The 15,630-nt window shown below is 63.8% G+C and carries 13 protein-coding genes and 1 pseudogene; 8 read left to right on the top strand and 6 right to left on the bottom strand.

All coding sequences use genetic code 11. The features are described 5' to 3' along the window. Window positions 1-9: 9 nt before the first annotated feature. The 3 genes from AB3X86_RS21910 to AB3X86_RS21900 form a co-directional block, all read right to left on the bottom strand. Window positions 10-633 (bottom strand): c-type cytochrome, encoded by a 624-nt coding sequence (locus AB3X86_RS21910; RefSeq protein WP_368597611.1) that lies wholly within the window; start codon window positions 631-633, stop codon window positions 10-12. Continuing rightward, window positions 626-1,915, bottom strand: a complete 1,290-nt coding sequence (gene soxC / locus AB3X86_RS21905; protein ID WP_368597610.1) for a sulfite dehydrogenase — start codon at window positions 1,913-1,915, stop codon at window positions 626-628. Before soxC ends, AB3X86_RS21910 begins: the two co-directional genes overlap by 8 nt. A 140-nt stretch (window positions 1,916-2,055) precedes the next feature. Further along, a complete protein-coding gene (locus tag AB3X86_RS21900; RefSeq protein ID WP_176111807.1) occupies window positions 2,056-2,256 on the bottom strand; it encodes a hypothetical protein in 201 nt (66 codons plus the stop codon). 232 nt (window positions 2,257-2,488) lie between these two features. On the opposite strand from AB3X86_RS21900, the gene AB3X86_RS21895 reads away from it, so the two are divergent. Continuing rightward, window positions 2,489-3,316 (top strand): MetQ/NlpA family ABC transporter substrate-binding protein, encoded by an 828-nt coding sequence (locus AB3X86_RS21895; protein WP_368597609.1) that lies wholly within the window; start codon window positions 2,489-2,491, stop codon window positions 3,314-3,316. Window positions 3,317-3,420: 104 nt separating this feature from the next. Then, window positions 3,421-4,386: a sulfonate ABC transporter substrate-binding protein gene (locus AB3X86_RS21890; protein ID WP_368597608.1), complete on the top strand. Its 966-nt coding sequence runs from the start codon at window positions 3,421-3,423 to the stop codon at window positions 4,384-4,386. Window positions 4,387-4,419: 33 nt separating this feature from the next. Here the strand turns inward: AB3X86_RS21890 and AB3X86_RS21885 are convergent, their stop codons facing one another. After that, window positions 4,420-5,820, bottom strand: coding sequence for an MFS transporter (locus AB3X86_RS21885; protein ID WP_368597607.1), 1,401 nt, complete (start codon window positions 5,818-5,820; stop codon window positions 4,420-4,422). Window positions 5,821-6,059: 239 nt separating this feature from the next. On the opposite strand from AB3X86_RS21885, the gene AB3X86_RS21880 reads away from it, so the two are divergent. The 6 genes and pseudogenes from AB3X86_RS21880 to AB3X86_RS21855 all read left to right on the top strand — a co-directional run. Beyond that, a complete protein-coding gene (locus AB3X86_RS21880) occupies window positions 6,060-6,608 on the top strand; it encodes a DUF488 family protein (protein WP_368597606.1) in 549 nt (182 codons plus the stop codon). Window positions 6,609-6,653: 45 nt separating this feature from the next. Next, complete coding sequence (locus AB3X86_RS21875) at window positions 6,654-7,280, top strand: uracil-DNA glycosylase family protein (RefSeq protein ID WP_176366794.1); 627 nt, start codon at window positions 6,654-6,656, stop codon at window positions 7,278-7,280. 387 nt (window positions 7,281-7,667) lie between these two features. After that, entirely contained in the window at window positions 7,668-8,777 is a 1,110-nt protein-coding gene (locus tag AB3X86_RS21870; protein WP_368597605.1) for a sugar ABC transporter substrate-binding protein, read from the top strand. Then, entirely contained in the window at window positions 8,777-9,787 is a 1,011-nt protein-coding gene (locus AB3X86_RS21865) for an ABC transporter permease (protein WP_368597604.1), read from the top strand. Before AB3X86_RS21870 ends, AB3X86_RS21865 begins: the two co-directional genes overlap by 1 nt. Continuing rightward, a complete protein-coding gene (locus AB3X86_RS21860) occupies window positions 9,787-10,617 on the top strand; it encodes an ATP-binding cassette domain-containing protein (protein ID WP_368597603.1) in 831 nt (276 codons plus the stop codon). The genes AB3X86_RS21865 and AB3X86_RS21860 overlap by 1 nt, the downstream gene beginning before the upstream one ends. Before the next feature lie 303 nt (window positions 10,618-10,920). Further along, a pseudogene (locus tag AB3X86_RS21855) lies at window positions 10,921-11,241 on the top strand (IS30 family transposase); the annotation flags it as partial. Window positions 11,242-12,143: 902 nt separating this feature from the next. Here the strand turns inward: AB3X86_RS21855 and AB3X86_RS21850 are convergent. Together AB3X86_RS21850 and AB3X86_RS21845 are read right to left on the bottom strand one after the other, a co-directional pair. Further along, complete coding sequence (locus AB3X86_RS21850) at window positions 12,144-13,574, bottom strand: mannose-1-phosphate guanylyltransferase/mannose-6-phosphate isomerase (protein WP_368597602.1); 1,431 nt, start codon at window positions 13,572-13,574, stop codon at window positions 12,144-12,146. Between the two features lie 180 nt (window positions 13,575-13,754). Beyond that, window positions 13,755-15,608, bottom strand: a complete 1,854-nt coding sequence (locus AB3X86_RS21845; RefSeq protein WP_368597601.1) for an alpha/beta fold hydrolase — start codon at window positions 15,606-15,608, stop codon at window positions 13,755-13,757. Window positions 15,609-15,630 lie beyond the last annotated feature (22 nt).

Here is a 15,630-nt window from a genome sequence, read left to right as displayed (position 1 = left end):
GAACGCCTGTCAAAGCTTGCCCGGTCGAGGGTCGGGCACGAAGCCATCCCGGTTCGGCATGCGGATAGCGGCGAGCGAATGCGCGTCGAGACGCGCATCGTCCGGCACGATACCGTTACGGTTCAAGATCCACGCGCTGAGCGCATACACCTCGTCCGCGCTCAGCGACTGCGGCGCGTTATACGGCATCGCCCGGTTTATATAGTCGAATAGCGTCGTCGCATACGGCCAGAAGCTGCCAACGGTGCGTTTCGGACTCGCGGTCGCGAGCGTGCCCGCCCCACCGATCAGTTGATCGCCGATCAGCCCCTCGCCTTTCGCGCCATGACAGGCCGCGCATTTCGCCGCGAAAATGCGCCCACCCGTTGCGACGTCGCCGCTGCCGTCGGGCAAGCCGTGGCCGTTCGGCGCGACATCGATATTCCACGCGCTCAGATCGGCTTCGCTGACAGGCTTGCCGATCGCGTCGACGGATGAACGCCAGCGCGCTTGCGCGGCGGCAGCGGACTGCGCGTCGCGCGTTGCATCGAATGAAGACGAACAGCCAGCGAGCAGACTGCTAGCCGTGACCCATGCCAGCAGAGCGCGCATCGTTTTCGATTTCGAAGCACCGAACCGCACAGGCTCACGCATTTTTAACGCTCCCATCGGCTTCGATGCGCCACTGCTGAATGCCGTTGTAGTGATAGTTCGAGTTCAGACCACGCGCTGCGACGAGCGCCTCGCGCGTCGGTTGAACGTAGCCGGTCGAATCCGTCGCGCGCGACAGGATGGCGGTCGGCGCACCGTTCCACACGAAGCCGGCCTGGAAGCGGGTCAACGCGCGATCGCGCGCAGGCTCGTCGAGCACTGCGGCCTGCCAGGTCGCTCCACTGTCGGTCGATACCTCGACCTTGCGAATCGCTCCGCGCCCTGACCACGCGAGTCCGACGATCGGATAGAAGCCCTGCACCGTGAGCCGCTGTCCCGCGGACGGCCGCGTGATCACCGACTTCGCGTCCATCTCGAATACGAACTGACGCGCTCGGCCATCGGGCAATATGCTCGTGTACTTCGACGTTTCCTCACGTGTCTGCAACGGCGCATCGACGATCTTCAGCCGCCGCAGCCATTTCACGTTCGTATTGCCCTCGAAGCCCGGCACCAACAGACGCACCGGATAGCCGTTCTCCGGCCGCAGGCGTTCGCCGTTTTGCGCATAGACGACGAGCGCGCGGTCCAAAATCCGATCGAGCGGCAAACTGCGTGTCATCGCGGCGGCGTCCGCGCCTTCGGCGAGCAGCCATTGCGGCGTTGCGCCGTCGCTGGTCAGCGTGCGTCCGCCGACGGCTTCGAGCAGCGTCGACAGCCTGACGCCGGTCCACTCGCAGCACGACAGCAGTCCATGCGTGATCTGTACAGGAAGCCCGCTCGGTCCTTTCCATTCGCTCCCCGTGTTGCCCGAACACTCGAGAAAATGAATGCGCGACTCCGAAGGCAAGCGCAGCAGATCGTCCATCGTGAAGAGCTTCGGCTCGCGCACGAGACCATGAATCACGAGCCGGTGCGCGTCGGGATCGATATCGGGCACCCCGGCACGATGCCGCTCATAGACGAGCCCATTCGGCGTGATCGAGCCATGCAGATCCGCGAGCGGCGTCAGCGACGAGGCGGCGCCCGGCATCGGCCATGCCCGCGCGGCACGACGAATCACGTTCGACTCGCGCGGCGACGGCAGCCCGTATGGATGCTCGAGAATCGGCGCGCCGGTAGTTTGTGTCCATGGATCGACGCCCAGCGGCTTCAGCAGCGTCGCCGCCTTCAGGTTCGGCGCGGCCAACGCGGACAGCGCGAGTCCGCCCAACAGGCGCCGACGCGGCGACGCGGGTTTCGACGCATCATGCGCGTCGCTAGTGATACGTGGAGCTCGCGACATGCTCGTGCCGGCGAGGCGGCCTGGGTTGATCGACAAGCGCACGAGTATAGGTAGTCTGCGCGCCCCGATCAAAGCCAATTGCGACTAAGGTTATGACGGCCGGCGATATGCCGCGCGCGCACAACTCACCGATGACACCGTCAATCCGGTGCGATTTCCGCGATCACGCTAAACGATTCGAGCGTATAGCCCATATTGAAGTATCCCGCGCGCGCGTAAGTCGCAATGCGCTCAAGTCGCTCGGGATCGTCGCGCGGCTGGTCGCGATGGACCCGCTGCCGCACGGCTTCGAAGGCAGCGGACACGGCCCGCCGATAGAACGATGCGAGATTCAATGACATCGTGCGCCCTCCTGCTGATGGCATGCATCGAATCTAGTCAGCAGCGCGCGCTCGTGCAAACAAGCATTTGTGCAATGCTTTGCGCCGCCGATGCAATGTCGGTCTGGCGGTGCCGACGAAACGGGTTATCCGCTTACGCTCAACCGCGATAACGATAGCGCTCGATATTATTTGTGCGCTAACGAGCGCCTCTCTACGATTTCCGGACCTTCACTTCGATCGCATTCCAGACATGACCACGACCAAAGCACTCAGGGCCGCACTCCTCTCGGTTCTCGTTACATGCGGCATCGTCAGCGCGCAACCGGCGCTTGCGGCAGGACAAACGGTCCGAGTCGGCATCATGTCCGGCGAGGACGAAGACGTGTGGCGTGCGGTCACCGCCAATGCGGCCAGGCAGGGCATCACCGTCAAGATCACGACCTTCTCCGACTATACGCAGCCGAACGAAGCGCTCGCCGAACACGACCTCGATGCGAACTCGTTCCAGCACAAGCCGTATCTCGATGCGCAGATCGCCGCGCGCCACTATCAGATCGTGCCCGTCGGCTATACCTACGTGCAGCCGATCGGTCTCTACTCGCGCAAGGTGAAATCGATCGCGGCGCTGCCGCAGAATGCGACGATCGGCGTGCCGAACGATCCGAGCAACGAAGGCCGCGCGCTGCTTCTGCTACAGGCGAACGGGCTGATCAAGCTGCGCCCCGACGTCGGCCTGCTGCCGACCGCGCGCGACATCGCGGACAATCCGAAGCACATCCAGATCAAAGAGCTCGACGCGGGCATCGTCGGCCGTGCGATCGGCGACCTCGACGCTGCGGTCGTCAATACCGACTGGGCGATCAAGGCGGGCATCAAGATTCCGCAGGAACGCATCGCGCAGGAGAAGGTACCGGGCAATCCGTATCGCAACTTCATCGCGGTCAACGCGAAAGACGCGAACGCTGCGTGGGTGAAGACGATCGTCGACAGCTACCAGCAGGCCAACGTCGCCTCGGCGATCCTGACCGTCTATCACGGCGCCACGCTGCCCGCATGGGATGGCGCGCCCCAGCACTGATCCGACACGCGAATCACGCACGAATCACTCGCGACTCGAGCGGCGGCGCTTCGGGCGCCGCGCATCCTGCCTTCTTCATTGCCCTCCCGATCGTATCGCCCGTCATGTCAATTACCAGAACGCTTCACGACCGCCGCACCTTCCTGAAACTTTCGCTCGGCGCCGCGGCGGCCGCGGCAGCACCGCTTTTGTTCGCGCAAGGCAATGCGCGCACGCTGCGCGTCGGCAACCAGAAGGGTTATCTGAATCTGCTGAAGGGCCGGGGTACGCTCGAGAAACGGCTCGCGCCGCTGAACGTATCGGTGACATGGACCGAGTTCGCGGCGGGCCCCGTGCAACTGGAAGCACTGAACGTCGGCTCGATCGATTTCGGCGACGTCGGCGAAGCACCGCCGATCTTCGCGCAGGCCGCCGGCGCACCGTTGGCCTATGTGGCGGCGACCGACAAGCGGCCGCAGTCGGAAGCGGTGCTGGTGCCGCCGCAATCGACGATCCGCTCGGTCGCGGACCTGAAGGGCAAACGGATCGCGCTCAACAAAGGCAGCAACGTCCACTACTTTCTCGTCAAGCTGCTGCGTCAGCATGGCCTGCAATACGGCGACGTAAAGCTCGTGTTCCTCGCGCCCGCCGATGCGCGCGCGGCGTTCGAGCGCGCGTCGATCGACGCGTGGGTCATCTGGGATCCGTTCTTCGCCGCGGCGGAGCATTCGCTCGGCGCTCGCGTGATTGCCGATGCGAGCGGCGTAGTCGGCAATCGCGCGTTCTACTTCTCGTCGCAGAGTTATGCGGCGAACAATCCCGACGTGATCCGCATCGTGATCGAAGAGCTCGACAAGGTCGATCAGTGGGGCAAGCAGAACAAGGATCAGCTCGCGAGCGAACTCGCGCAGCTATGGGGTCTGCCGAAGCAGGTCGTAGACGCGGCGGTGCGGCGTCAGCAGTTCGGCACGCAGCCGATTACCCGCGCGATTCTCGGCGAGCAGCAACAGATCGCCGATACGTTCCTCGATCTCGGCCTGATTCCGAAGCACGTCGACGTGCTGAAAGCGGCGCCTTCGAATCTCGCGTAGACGCACCGGCGGCACAACGACGCCGCCCCCCCGTCAACGCTCGGAGACCGGCCGCGTTGGTGTAGCCTGTGATTCCTGCGGGGCGTCGCTGTACTCCGTCATGCGCCGCACCGAACTCACGCAGGCCGCGATCAACGCGAGCGCCGCACCAATGCCCGCAATCAGCGTCAGGTGCCGGCCGTGCACGAGCCCGAACACGATCGACACCGCCACCGCGCCGCTCGACTGGCCGAGCAGACGTCCCATCGCTTGCAGGCCGGACGCGCCGCCGCTGCGATGCCGCGGCGCACTGCCGATGATTACGCGATTGTTCGGCGACTGAAAGATGCCGAAGCCGAGGCCGCAGACCGCGAGCCGCCACACGATGTCGAAACGCGTCGCCGTGTCGCCGAGCTGGCAGAGCATCGCGAGTCCGCAGCCGAACACGACGAGCCCGACGCTGCTGATGCGCCCCGGAGCCCACCGGTCGGACAGCCGGCCCGCAACCGGTGCGATCAACGCAGTCACGAGCGGCCACGGTGTCATCAGAAAGCCGGTTTGGGTTTCCGACAGCTTCAGCGTCTGCTCGAAATAGAACGGCAGCACGATGTACGCCATCGTCTGTGCCGCGAACGAGCAGATCGACGTGGCCATCGACAATGAAAACACCGGCATGCGCAGCAGGTCGATGGGCAGCATCGGCTTCGCGAGCCGGCTTTCGCGCCGCACGAACAGCACACCGGCCACCAGTGCGAGCGCGACCATCGCGGCGCCGCGCTGCGTCGCCCCCGGCTGCTTGAAAGCGGCGAGACCCGAGATCAGCAGGCCGAAGGTGAGCGCGTTGAGCAGGACGCTCAGGCCGCTCAGGCGAGCGCCCGATTCCGGTGTCACCGGCAAAGTGCGCGCGCCGATCGACAGCGCCAGCACGCCGAGCGGCACGTTGACGAGGAACAGCCACTGCCAGTGCGCGACCGACAGAATCGCCGACGCGATGCTCGGCCCCGCCGCCGACGAAACGGCCACCACCAGCGACGATAAACCGACGCCGACGCCAAGCCGTGCCTTCGGAAAAACGAAGCGCACCAGCGCGATACTCACGCTCATGATGCCGCCTGCACCGAAGCCCTGAAACACGCGCGCGACCGCCAGCACCAGCAGCGTGTGCGCATTCGCGCAGGCGAACGACGCCAGCGTGAAGAGCACGAGTCCATAGCAGTAGACACGCTTGTAGCCGAGGCCGTCGCCGAGCACCGCGAGCGGCAGCAAGGACACCGTGACCGCCAGCTGATAAGCGTTGACGACCCAGATCGCATTCGCCGGCGATACGGCCAGGTCGTTGCTGATGGTGGGCAGCGCGACGTTGACGATCGAGGTGTCGAGCACCGACATCGTCATCGCGATGGCGATCGCGAGGTACGCAAACGCGCGTTGGGGATTGGGCAGGCCGTCGGTCATGGTGCAAGCGGGGCGAAAGAAAATACGCGGGCGACGGCGTGCCGCGCGGCGGCCATCGCGGGTGCATTGTTGCAACTCTGGCTCGCGGGAGCAAGTTGCACCGGATACCGGGATGATGGCCACCCGGCTCGTCAGGCATGGCACGTGCGGCGCCTGAATCGGGACGCAGTTGACCTTACTGCGCCAAAGGTTGTAACCGTGTAGGAATCGTCGCCGCGATCGAGGTCGGCGAGGCACGCATGAAAACAAAACGCCCTTTTTACACGATCGGCCATTCGACGCGTCCGTTGCAGGAATTCGTCGACTTGCTGAAAGGCGAGCAGATCGCCTTGCTGGTGGACGTGCGCAGCATCCCGCGCTCGCGAACCAACCCGCAGTTCAATCGCGACACGTTGCCCGCCTCGCTCGCAGCGGAGCATATCGACTACGTGCATCTCGCCGCACTCGGCGGACGCCGCAGCAGGCGCAAGGACGACGCGCGTTCGCCGAATGCGTACTGGACGCATCCCGCCTTTCGCAACTATGCCGACTATGCAATGAGCGACGCGTTCCGCGAGGGACTGGCGCAACTGCTGACGCTCGGTCATCGGCAGCGCTGCGCGATCATGTGCTCGGAAGCGGTCTGGTGGCGTTGCCACCGGCGTATCATTACGGACTATCTGCTGATGCACGATGAAACCGTGCTGCACATCATGGACGCGCATCACACGAACGCCGCCACGATGACGCCTGGCGCCGAGGCCCAGGCCGACGGCACGCTGATCTATCCGGCAGAGGCGCAGAACTGAGCCGACTCACGACACGACTGCACGCCAGTCACTCCGCACCGCTTTATGGCCGTTACCACCAAACGTACGTCGAAACACGACACGTCGCTCGACACGCTGCTTCACGATATCCGCGCCTGCACGCTGTGCGCACCCATGCTGCCGCACGCGCCCCGACCCGTGCTTGCGGCGTCCGCGAGCGCGCGTATTCTGGTCATCGGGCAAGCGCCGGGCGCGCGCGTGCATGCGTCCGGAGTGCCCTGGAGCGACGCGAGCGGCGCGCGCCTGCGCACATGGCTCGGCGTCGACGACACGACCTTCTACGACGCGTCCAGGTTCGCCATCGTGCCGATGGGCTTCTGTTTTCCGGGCCGCGGCGCGAGCGGCGACCTGCCGCCTCGTCCCGAGTGCGCGAGCCGCTGGCATGGCCAATTGCTCGCGCGGATGCGTTCGGTGAAATTGACGCTGCTGATCGGACAATACGCGCAGCGCTTTGGTCTCGGCGACGCGTTTGGCCCGACCTCGACCGATACGCTCGTCAGATGGGCCGAGTTTGGACCCCATGTGATGCCGCTGCCGCATCCGTCGCCGCGCAATGTGGCGTGGTTCAAGCGCAATCCGTGGTTCGAAGGCGAAGTGCTGCCGACGTTGCGTGCGCATGTCGCGACGGTGTTGGCGGGCGAAACGCTTTGAGCGCCGCGCCCCACGAAGCGGCGGTCGCGTCCGCGTCCTAGGTGCTGCGGTGCGCCACCCGGTGCCGCGCCACCCTTTCGCCAGTCCGCCGACAGCGGCGCAGACCATCCATTGCACCCCGTCGGGCGCCACTATCCACAACTTCGTAACCCCGCCGTCCCACTCTTCGGAATGGTGCGGGTATACATGGATTAGGCGGTGCAACCGCACTGCACTAACATTTTTGCGGTACCGCACGGCGCGTATCGAGCGCCTCGAATCGGGGTTGCACGTCGCCACGCCAAAGTCTCGCGCTGCCCAGCGCACTCCCGGTGCCTTCCAGCATCTGCACACGATCGACGCAACGTCGAGCGCATCGACCAACGAAGAGAAGAATCGGAGGATGAGATGGCACAGCAACGGGATGACAACCAGCAACAAGGCAACAACTCTTTCAATCCGACTCGGCGCGGGCTAATGCAGGGCGCCGGACTCGGCGCGGCGCTTTCGCTGATGGGTGCGCTAGGCGGCGCGGGCGGGCTGGTCGGCAGCGCGCAAGCAGCGGAGTCGGCGTTTCCGTCGCACAAGAAGTGGAAGATCGTGTTCGTCAATCACGTCACCACCAACCCGTTCTTCGTGCCGACGCAATACGGCATTCAGGATGCCTGCTCGCTGCTCAACATGGATTATCAGTGGACCGGCTCGGCCACCTCCGACGCCGGCGAAATGGTCCGCGCCGTGAATTCGGCGATCGCCGCGAAGGCCGACGCCATCGCGGTGCCGATCGTCGATCCGAGCGCTTTCGACAAGCCAATCCAGGCCGCGCTCGACGCCGGCATTCCCGTGTTCGCCTACAACGCCGACGCGCCGCGCGGCAAGAAGAATCCGCGCCTCGCGTATATCGGCCAGGACTTGTATCTGTCCGGCTACCAGATGGGCGAGCGCATCGTGAGCCTGATCGACAGCGGCATGGTCGCGCTGTTCATTGCGACGCCGGGGCAGCTCAACATCCAGCCGCGCATGGACGGGGCGAGCGACGCGATCAAAAAGTCCGGCAAGAAGATCGACATCCAGACCGTGGCCACGGGCGCGACCGTCAACGAGGAACTGTCGAAGATCAAGGCGTTCTATCTGGGACACCAGGACCTGAAGGGCATGTTCGCCGTGGATGCGGGCAGCACACAGGGCGTCGCGCAGGTGATGAAGGAATCGAACCTGCCCGCGAAGGGCGTGCACGGCGGCGGCTTCGACCTGCTGCCGACCACGATCCAGCTGATCCATGAAGGCTACCTCGACTTCACCATCGACCAGCAGCCGTACGTTCAAGGTTTCTATACGGTGATGCAGGCGTTCGTGTTCCTCAGCTCGGGCGGCCTCGTCGGGCCGGCCGAAATCAACACCGGCCTGAAGTTCGTGACCAAGGAGAACGTCGAGCCGTACCTCAATACCTCGACGCGCTTCGAAGGCAAGACCGATAAGCAGCAAATCGTCCCGCGGTCCGGCGCAATCAAGTCCTGATGAATACAGTGAACGAAACCAGCAACACCGAAGCAGTCCGCGCGCCCCGGCGCGCGGGCGTTTCGTTCGCGTCTCAGTGGGCGGCCGAGCTGCGCATCCTGCACGTGGCCGTGCTGCTGGCCGCCTACTTCGAATTCGCGAACCACGATTTCCTGCTCACCAACGCGAGCCTCGTCAACCTCTCGCAGTTCATCGCGCCGGTGGCGATCATTGCGTTCGGCGAAATCATGTTGATGATCGGCGGCGACATCGATCTGTCGGCGGGCATGGTGTTCGCGTTCGCGCCATTCATGATGGTGTTCGCGAATGACGCGGGCGCGCCGATGTGGCTCGCCGTGATCGCGGGGCTCGTGGCGGCGGGCGCGGTCGGCTTCGTGAACGGAGCGGTGACGGTGTGGCTGCGGCTACCCTCGTTCGTCACGACGCTCGGTACGCTCTTTCTGATCAACGGCATCACGCTCACGATCTCGCGCGGCACGCCCGCCCCCACGCCCGGCTCGCCCGCGTTCGCCGCGGTCATGGGCGCGTGGGGCTACAGCGAGATCATCTGGACCCTCGTGATCGCGTTCGCGATGCACGTGCTGTTGCGGCATACGCGCTGGGGCCTTCACACGCAGGCCGCGGGTGCGAATCCGCTCGGCGCGAGCGAGGCCGGCATTCATGTGAAGCGGCTGCGCCTCGGCAACTTCGTCCTCGCCGCGGTGCTGGCGGGCTTCACCGGCATGCTCGAAGCCTTTCGCATTACTTCGATCGACCCGCAGGCGGGCGGCAACCAGATCATGTTCCTTGCCGTGGCCGCCGCCGTGATCGGCGGCACCCCGCTGACGGGCGGCTCGGGCACCATCGTGGGCGGTCTCATCGGCGCGGCGGTGCTCGGCATTCTCAACGACGGCTTTACACTGATCGGCATCAACGCGTTTACGTTCAACATCATTCTTGGCGCCGCGATTCTGGCGGCGATGATCTTCAACATCCACGTTGGGCGCATTCGCCGCAAGGGTGGACGCTGATGGACCAATCGCAAACCTCCTCGGCGGGCGCGAACGCCACCTCCGCTGCGCTCGGCGGCGCGAACACGCCGCTCGCGTTGCGAGGCGACAACCTCGTCAAACGCTTCGGCGCGGTGACGGCGCTCGACGGCGTCTCGCTCACGCTCGGCAACGGCGAGATCCTCGGCATCCTCGGCGACAACGGCGCGGGCAAGTCCACGCTCGTGAAGATCCTCACGGGCTTTCATCAGCAAACGAGCGGCACGCTCCACATCGACGGCGAAGAGACGCTGTTGCGCTCGGTCGATCATGCGCGCTCTCTCGGCATCGAATGCGTGTATCAGGATCTCGCGCTCGCGAATTCGCTGAGCATCTACCACAACATGTTCCTGAATCGCGAAATCGTGCGGCGCGGACCGTTCAGGCTGCTCGACCACAAGCAGATGCGCGAGCGCGCGGCGCAATGTCTCGACGATATCGGCGTGCACGTGCCTTCGGTGGATTTGCCCGTGGAACGTCTGTCGGGCGGCCAGCGCCAGGCGATCGCCGTGGCGCGCGCGGTGCATTCGAACGCGAAGATCCTGTTGCTCGACGAGCCGCTCGCCGCGATGGGCGCGCGCGAGGCGGGGCTCATCATCGACCTGCTGATGCGCTTGAAGGAAAAAGGCGGCCTGTCGATCATCATGATCATGCACAACTATGCGCAGACGCTGGATATCGCGGATCGCATCATGTTGATGCAGCGAGGCCGCGTGACCTACGAGCAACAGAGCGCGCTGACTTCGGTGGCGGAACTGATGGACATCGTGCAGCGGGAATACCGGGCCATGCGCGCCGGCGGCGCGCAGTGAGCCCGTTGCTCGGAATCAGAAATCGATCTTCGCGTTCACGCTGACCATGCGCGGACCGCCCGGGGCGATGTAGTCCGTGTACCGGAACAGGCGGATTCAACCGGTCGATGCAACACAATGAACGTCGCATGAGCGGCGGGAGTGTTGCAAATGAAACAGAGGCGCCGGATCTATTACAGCGAAAGCCAGAAGGCGTTGATGTGGGAACGCTGGCGTAAAGGCGAGTCGCTGCAGCACATCGCCCAGCTATTTAACCGCAATCATTCGTCGGTACAGAGAGTTCTGGCGCAAACTGGAGGAATTCAGATCGCGAGCAAGGACAGCGAGTCGGTTGTCAACGCACTCATCAAACACGCCGGCAAGTTGCCACAGGAACTCTATAAATCGCTGACCTGGGATCGGGGAACAGAGATGGCCGACCATAAACGGTTCACCATCGCCACCGACATTGCCGTGTATTTCTGCGATCCGAAACACCCCTGGCAACGCGGCTCGAACGGAAATACCAACGGCCTGTTGAGACAGTACTTCCCGAAAGGCATCGACCTGTCGGTCTGCTCAAAGGCCAGGCTTAACGCCGTGGCACGAAGGCTGAACGAGCGCCCGAGGAAGACGCTGGACTTCGCGGTGATTTGTGATGCCCGATGCACGGTTGACGCAATCCGGAACCCCGCAATTTGTCCGGGCCCGTTCTGCGAACGCAGCGGGAATGCACTCATCGAGGGGCAAGGAATGCGGAGTTTCGCGACATGATGATGGTGCGACGACGGCAAAGCACGAGTCGGTTCGCGTTGGCCGCATGGGAACGACCAACGTGCTGCGGGCCTCTGCTGATGCAGCTCAGTGTCCATCGCCGGGATTAGATGCTATGTGGGAGGGCAGCGGCAGGATGCCAGGCACACCGCCTTCAATACGGAGCAAGTGGCCTTCCCACACACGGGGCAATCGCGCGGTGACCTGCCGGTGAGCCGCTGGTAGCGGTCGCGGTAGTCTTCCGCGACGGCGGGTGATGCAGCGGCGGGCGCAATACCATTAAGTTGAGCGATGCGAACGTTGCGCGGGTAAGATGGCGGGCTTTTGGCAAGTGCGGGCAAGCGCAGTGGAAGGGCTGTTGACGGGGCTGCGGGAGTTGGTGGAATCTGTCGAGGACGTCGAGCGTAAGATCGGGACTTTTCCGTTCAATTTGACTCACGTGTAGATGTAAATGGTGGCACCCGAGAGTGCGACGAAAATCAGCAGGTTGGCCCGGCGGCCCAGGCGGTCGATCAGAAAAGCCGCGTTGGGGCACTCCGCGGTTTCCTCCATCGGGCCTATTCGACCCCTGCCGACACGCGCAAAGGCATGCACATTCCTGCGACCGATGGCAGGCATCGAATAAAGCTTAACGCTCTCGGTCGGATGCTCGCCGGGCAACGGTGGCCATCTCTACACGATCCTTAGCCTCGACTTTTCCGCCTTTAACCCAGATGCTCGGTAAGCCGCATGACCCATTCGATTTTCGAAATAGCCGCTAAACGCCCGACCCCTTAAACCTTCGCCACACGCCCATACGTATCCTCGAACCGCACGATGTCGTCCTCGCCGAGATACGCGCCCGACTGCACCTCGATCAACTCGAGCGGAATCTTGCCGGGGTTCAGCAGCCGGTGCGTGATGCCGAGCGGAATATAGGTCGACTCGTTCTCGGTCAGCATGATTTCCTTGTCGCCGTTCGTCACGAGCGCGGTGCCCTTCACGACGATCCAGTGCTCCGCGCGATGATGATGCATCTGCAGGCTCAGCTGCGCGCCCGGATTGACGACGATGCGTTTGACCTGGAAGCGCTCGCCGCTATCGATGCCTTCATACGAACCCCACGGCCGCACCACGCGACGATGCGTGACCGACTCGTGACGCCCCATCGCATTGAGCTGCGCGACGATCTTCTTCACGTCCTGCGCCTGATCCCGATGCGCGACCAGCACCGCGTCCGCGGTCTCGACGATCACGACGTTCTCGAGCCCGATCGCCGCCACGAGCCGATGCTCGGCGCGAATGTACGAGTCGCTGACCGCGTCGGTCAGCACGTCACCGATCAGCGCGTTGTTCTGCGCATCGCGCTCGGCGATGTCGGCGAGCGCGGTCCACGAACCGATATCGTTCCAGCCGAGATCGGCGACCGCGACTACGGCCGCGCTCTGGGTCTTCTCCATCACCGCGTGGTCGACGGAAATGTTCGGGCAGGCGGCGAACGCGTCGGCATCGAGCCACACAAAATCAAAATTCCGTTGCGCGCTTTGCAGGGACAGCTCGGCCTGACGCGCGATCTCCGGCTCGTAGCGGCGCAGCTCGTCCATATACGTCGACGCCTTCAGCATGAACATGCCGCTATTCCAGTAGTAGCGGCCTTCGTCGATAAAGCGCTGAGCGGTCGCGGCATCCGGCTTTTCGACGAACGAATCGACGGCGAAGCTCTGCGTGCCGTCGATCAGCGGCGCGCCCGCGCAAATGTAACCGTAGCCGGTATGCGGCTCGGTCGGTGTGATGCCGAATGTGACCAGACGCCCGTCCTTCGCGATCTGCGCCGCCGCTTCGACTGCCTTGACGAAGGCGGCCTCGCCCGCGATCACATGATCGGACGGCAGCACGAGCAGCAACGCGTCGGGCGTGTCGCGCAATGCGAGCAGCGCGGCCACGGCGATGGCCGGCGCCGTGTTGCGGCTTGCCGGTTCCAGCACGATGCTTGCCGACCCGACGTCGACCTGGCGCAGTTGCTCGGCAACGAGAAAACGCTGCTCGTTGTTCGTGACGACGATCGGCACGGTCACACCATCGATGCCACGCAGGCGCAACGCGGTTTGCTGGACCAGCGTGTGTTCGCCTGTCAGTGCGAGGTACTGCTTCGGGTAGCCGCCGCGCGACATCGGCCAAAGTCGCGTGCCGCTGCCGCCGCAAAGAACTACGGGATGAATGTGCATTTTTTCAGGTCCTCGCTCGTGTGTATCTGTTCTGCACTTGTTTGCACGCCGACGTGCTGTTCGCGCGTCGGCGTGCAACGCTCAACCGATCGTCGTGCCAGGCAACTGCATGACGGTCCCGGATGGCTCGCGTTCGCACCGCAGACGAGGCCGCCCTTCCCTTGTAACGTCCCACCAGCCTTATTCGCGAGCGAATGCCTGATTGAAAAACGTCTCGCACAATGCCGCAATCCGTTGCCGCGCCGCAGGATTCAACACTTCGTGGTCCATGTTCGGGATGACCATCGCGCTCGCGTGCAACAGCTTGTTGAGCCGCCGACCACCCCGGCCGAAGTGCATCTGCAGCTCGTCCAGCCCGCGATCCAACGGGCTGAACAATAGCCGGACATGCACTCCCCGTGCATCGAGATCTTTCATCCGCTGACGGGCGCGAGTGCCTTTATTCATCGCACTGCGGTTCGAATCGCCGGCCCACGCGGCGGAGTTACTCACGACGGCGTCAACGGCATAGCGGGACAGCGTCCGCAATACAGGCCGCAGGCCCACCTCGCCGCGCAGAACTTGTGACCATTTCTTTGTGCGAAGCATCGCCCGAAAAATGGCGCGCGTCGAGCGAGCATCGAGCTTGATCGCATCGCACATCCTGAAGTCCGCCGGAAAGTCGAATTTCTGAAGATTGACCAGCAGTAGCGCCGTTACGGAAGGATTTTTCGTGGCTGCGTGAAGCGCGAGATACGCACCCGAGCAGATGCCGAACACGGCAACCCGCGGATGCCCTCTGGCGAGGGCCCAATCGACCGCCAGCGACGTATCGGCAGCAAGTTGCTCGTAACTGAGCAAGGAAGGGTCTTCGACCATCCAGGCACCGCGGCTATCGCCAATGCCGTGCGCGTCGACTCGCAAGGACGCGATGCCCGCTCGTGCCAGCGAGCGGGCGAGCTCCACATTGAATCGACCGTCGCCGACATGGTGTGTCGCCGCCGTGTTGGCGATGACTACGAGCGGCGCACGCTCCGGACAGCCTTCCGGTTCGCATAGGATGCCGAACAAACGTCCATTAGCCAGATCCACCGGCGTCTCGACAGCGCCGCTCCAACCGCCTGACCGTCGGGGCGCAACGGGGGCCGCCGCCGCGTCGGATACTGCGGACCGAAGCGGTGCGGACGACGGTGCAAACTCGCGCGCGAACCATCCTTCGACGGAACCTAGTGTCGCCTGAGGCAACGTTGCCACCCACGACGGCTGCATCGCCTCCGGATATTCGGGAAACGGCAGCGAATCGACCTGTGCGCCCAGCGCACTATACGAGTCCGCGAGTTCGTGGCTGGGTCCCTGATTGCTGGGGTGAACGATCAACAGCTTGCTTGCCGGTGGCGACGTCATCCGGCGCAGATCACATTGCGTTATTGCGTCGATGGCGGCGCGGCTGAAGCGATGCCCGAGCACGTCGAACGCGCCGGTTGGCGCTGCATCATTGCGAATGTGGTGGCTGGCCTGGTCCAGCCACGTCCGCTGTAGCGCGTTCATTTCCCGCACGAACTGCCGGCCAGCGACGACCGGCGCGACAAGCGCCACGGTATCGACCCGCGCCGCACGCGCAGCCTGCGCGGCAACCATTGCGCCAAAGCGGAATCCGATTAGCGCGACACGCTCGACACCAGTCGTGCGCCTCATAAAATCCACGGCCTCGGCGGCCTCGTCGACCCATCTGCCCGGTTCGACGAGCTCACCCAGATCGATTGAGTCGCCGGTGCCGGCATAGTCGAATCTCAGTGCAGCGAATCCCCGGCCCGCGAGGCGGTCGGTGAGCGACCGCATGGTCTGATGCAGCCATAAAGCCTCATGTCCGAGGGGACCGCAAAGCACAATGCCTGCTTTGCCATTTTCGTTAGATTGCGGCCGCGGCTCATGAAGCCAACCAAAATGCCCGCCGAAATAGACGGGATGCATTTTGAAGTCCACTTTATTCGTCTCGCTATCGTCGCGGTCAATATCGATAATGGCCGCGGAAAGCTCTTCCAATACCTTGGTCATAGCAAGTTTCAGAGGCGGAGTT

This window comes from Paraburkholderia sp. BR14374 (assembly GCF_040948685.1).
Taxonomy (GTDB): Bacteria; Pseudomonadota; Gammaproteobacteria; order Burkholderiales; family Burkholderiaceae; genus Paraburkholderia; species Paraburkholderia youngii.
The sequence above is the reverse complement of the archived record's forward strand: the minus strand, read 5'-3'. Positions and strand labels throughout refer to the sequence as shown.

What these genes read in the sequence shown, in the direction of transcription:
- AB3X86_RS21910 (WP_368597611.1), bottom strand. Translation starts at nt 633, where the DNA reads ATGCGTGAGCCTGTGCGGTTCGGTGCTTCGAAATCGAAAACGATGCGC.
- soxC (WP_368597610.1), bottom strand. Translation starts at nt 1,915, where the DNA reads ATGTCGCGAGCTCCACGTATCACTAGCGACGCGCATGATGCGTCGAAA.
- AB3X86_RS21900 (WP_176111807.1), bottom strand. Translation starts at nt 2,256, where the DNA reads ATGTCATTGAATCTCGCATCGTTCTATCGGCGGGCCGTGTCCGCTGCC.
- AB3X86_RS21895 (WP_368597609.1), top strand. Translation starts at nt 2,489, where the DNA reads ATGACCACGACCAAAGCACTCAGGGCCGCACTCCTCTCGGTTCTCGTT.
- AB3X86_RS21890 (WP_368597608.1), top strand. Translation starts at nt 3,421, where the DNA reads ATGTCAATTACCAGAACGCTTCACGACCGCCGCACCTTCCTGAAACTT.
- AB3X86_RS21885 (WP_368597607.1), bottom strand. Translation starts at nt 5,820, where the DNA reads ATGACCGACGGCCTGCCCAATCCCCAACGCGCGTTTGCGTACCTCGCG.
- AB3X86_RS21880 (WP_368597606.1), top strand. Translation starts at nt 6,060, where the DNA reads ATGAAAACAAAACGCCCTTTTTACACGATCGGCCATTCGACGCGTCCG.
- AB3X86_RS21875 (WP_176366794.1), top strand. Translation starts at nt 6,654, where the DNA reads ATGGCCGTTACCACCAAACGTACGTCGAAACACGACACGTCGCTCGAC.
- AB3X86_RS21870 (WP_368597605.1), top strand. Translation starts at nt 7,668, where the DNA reads ATGGCACAGCAACGGGATGACAACCAGCAACAAGGCAACAACTCTTTC.
- AB3X86_RS21865 (WP_368597604.1), top strand. Translation starts at nt 8,777, where the DNA reads ATGAATACAGTGAACGAAACCAGCAACACCGAAGCAGTCCGCGCGCCC.
- AB3X86_RS21860 (WP_368597603.1), top strand. Translation starts at nt 9,787, where the DNA reads ATGGACCAATCGCAAACCTCCTCGGCGGGCGCGAACGCCACCTCCGCT.
- AB3X86_RS21850 (WP_368597602.1), bottom strand. Translation starts at nt 13,574, where the DNA reads ATGCACATTCATCCCGTAGTTCTTTGCGGCGGCAGCGGCACGCGACTT.
- AB3X86_RS21845 (WP_368597601.1), bottom strand. Translation starts at nt 15,608, where the DNA reads ATGACCAAGGTATTGGAAGAGCTTTCCGCGGCCATTATCGATATTGAC.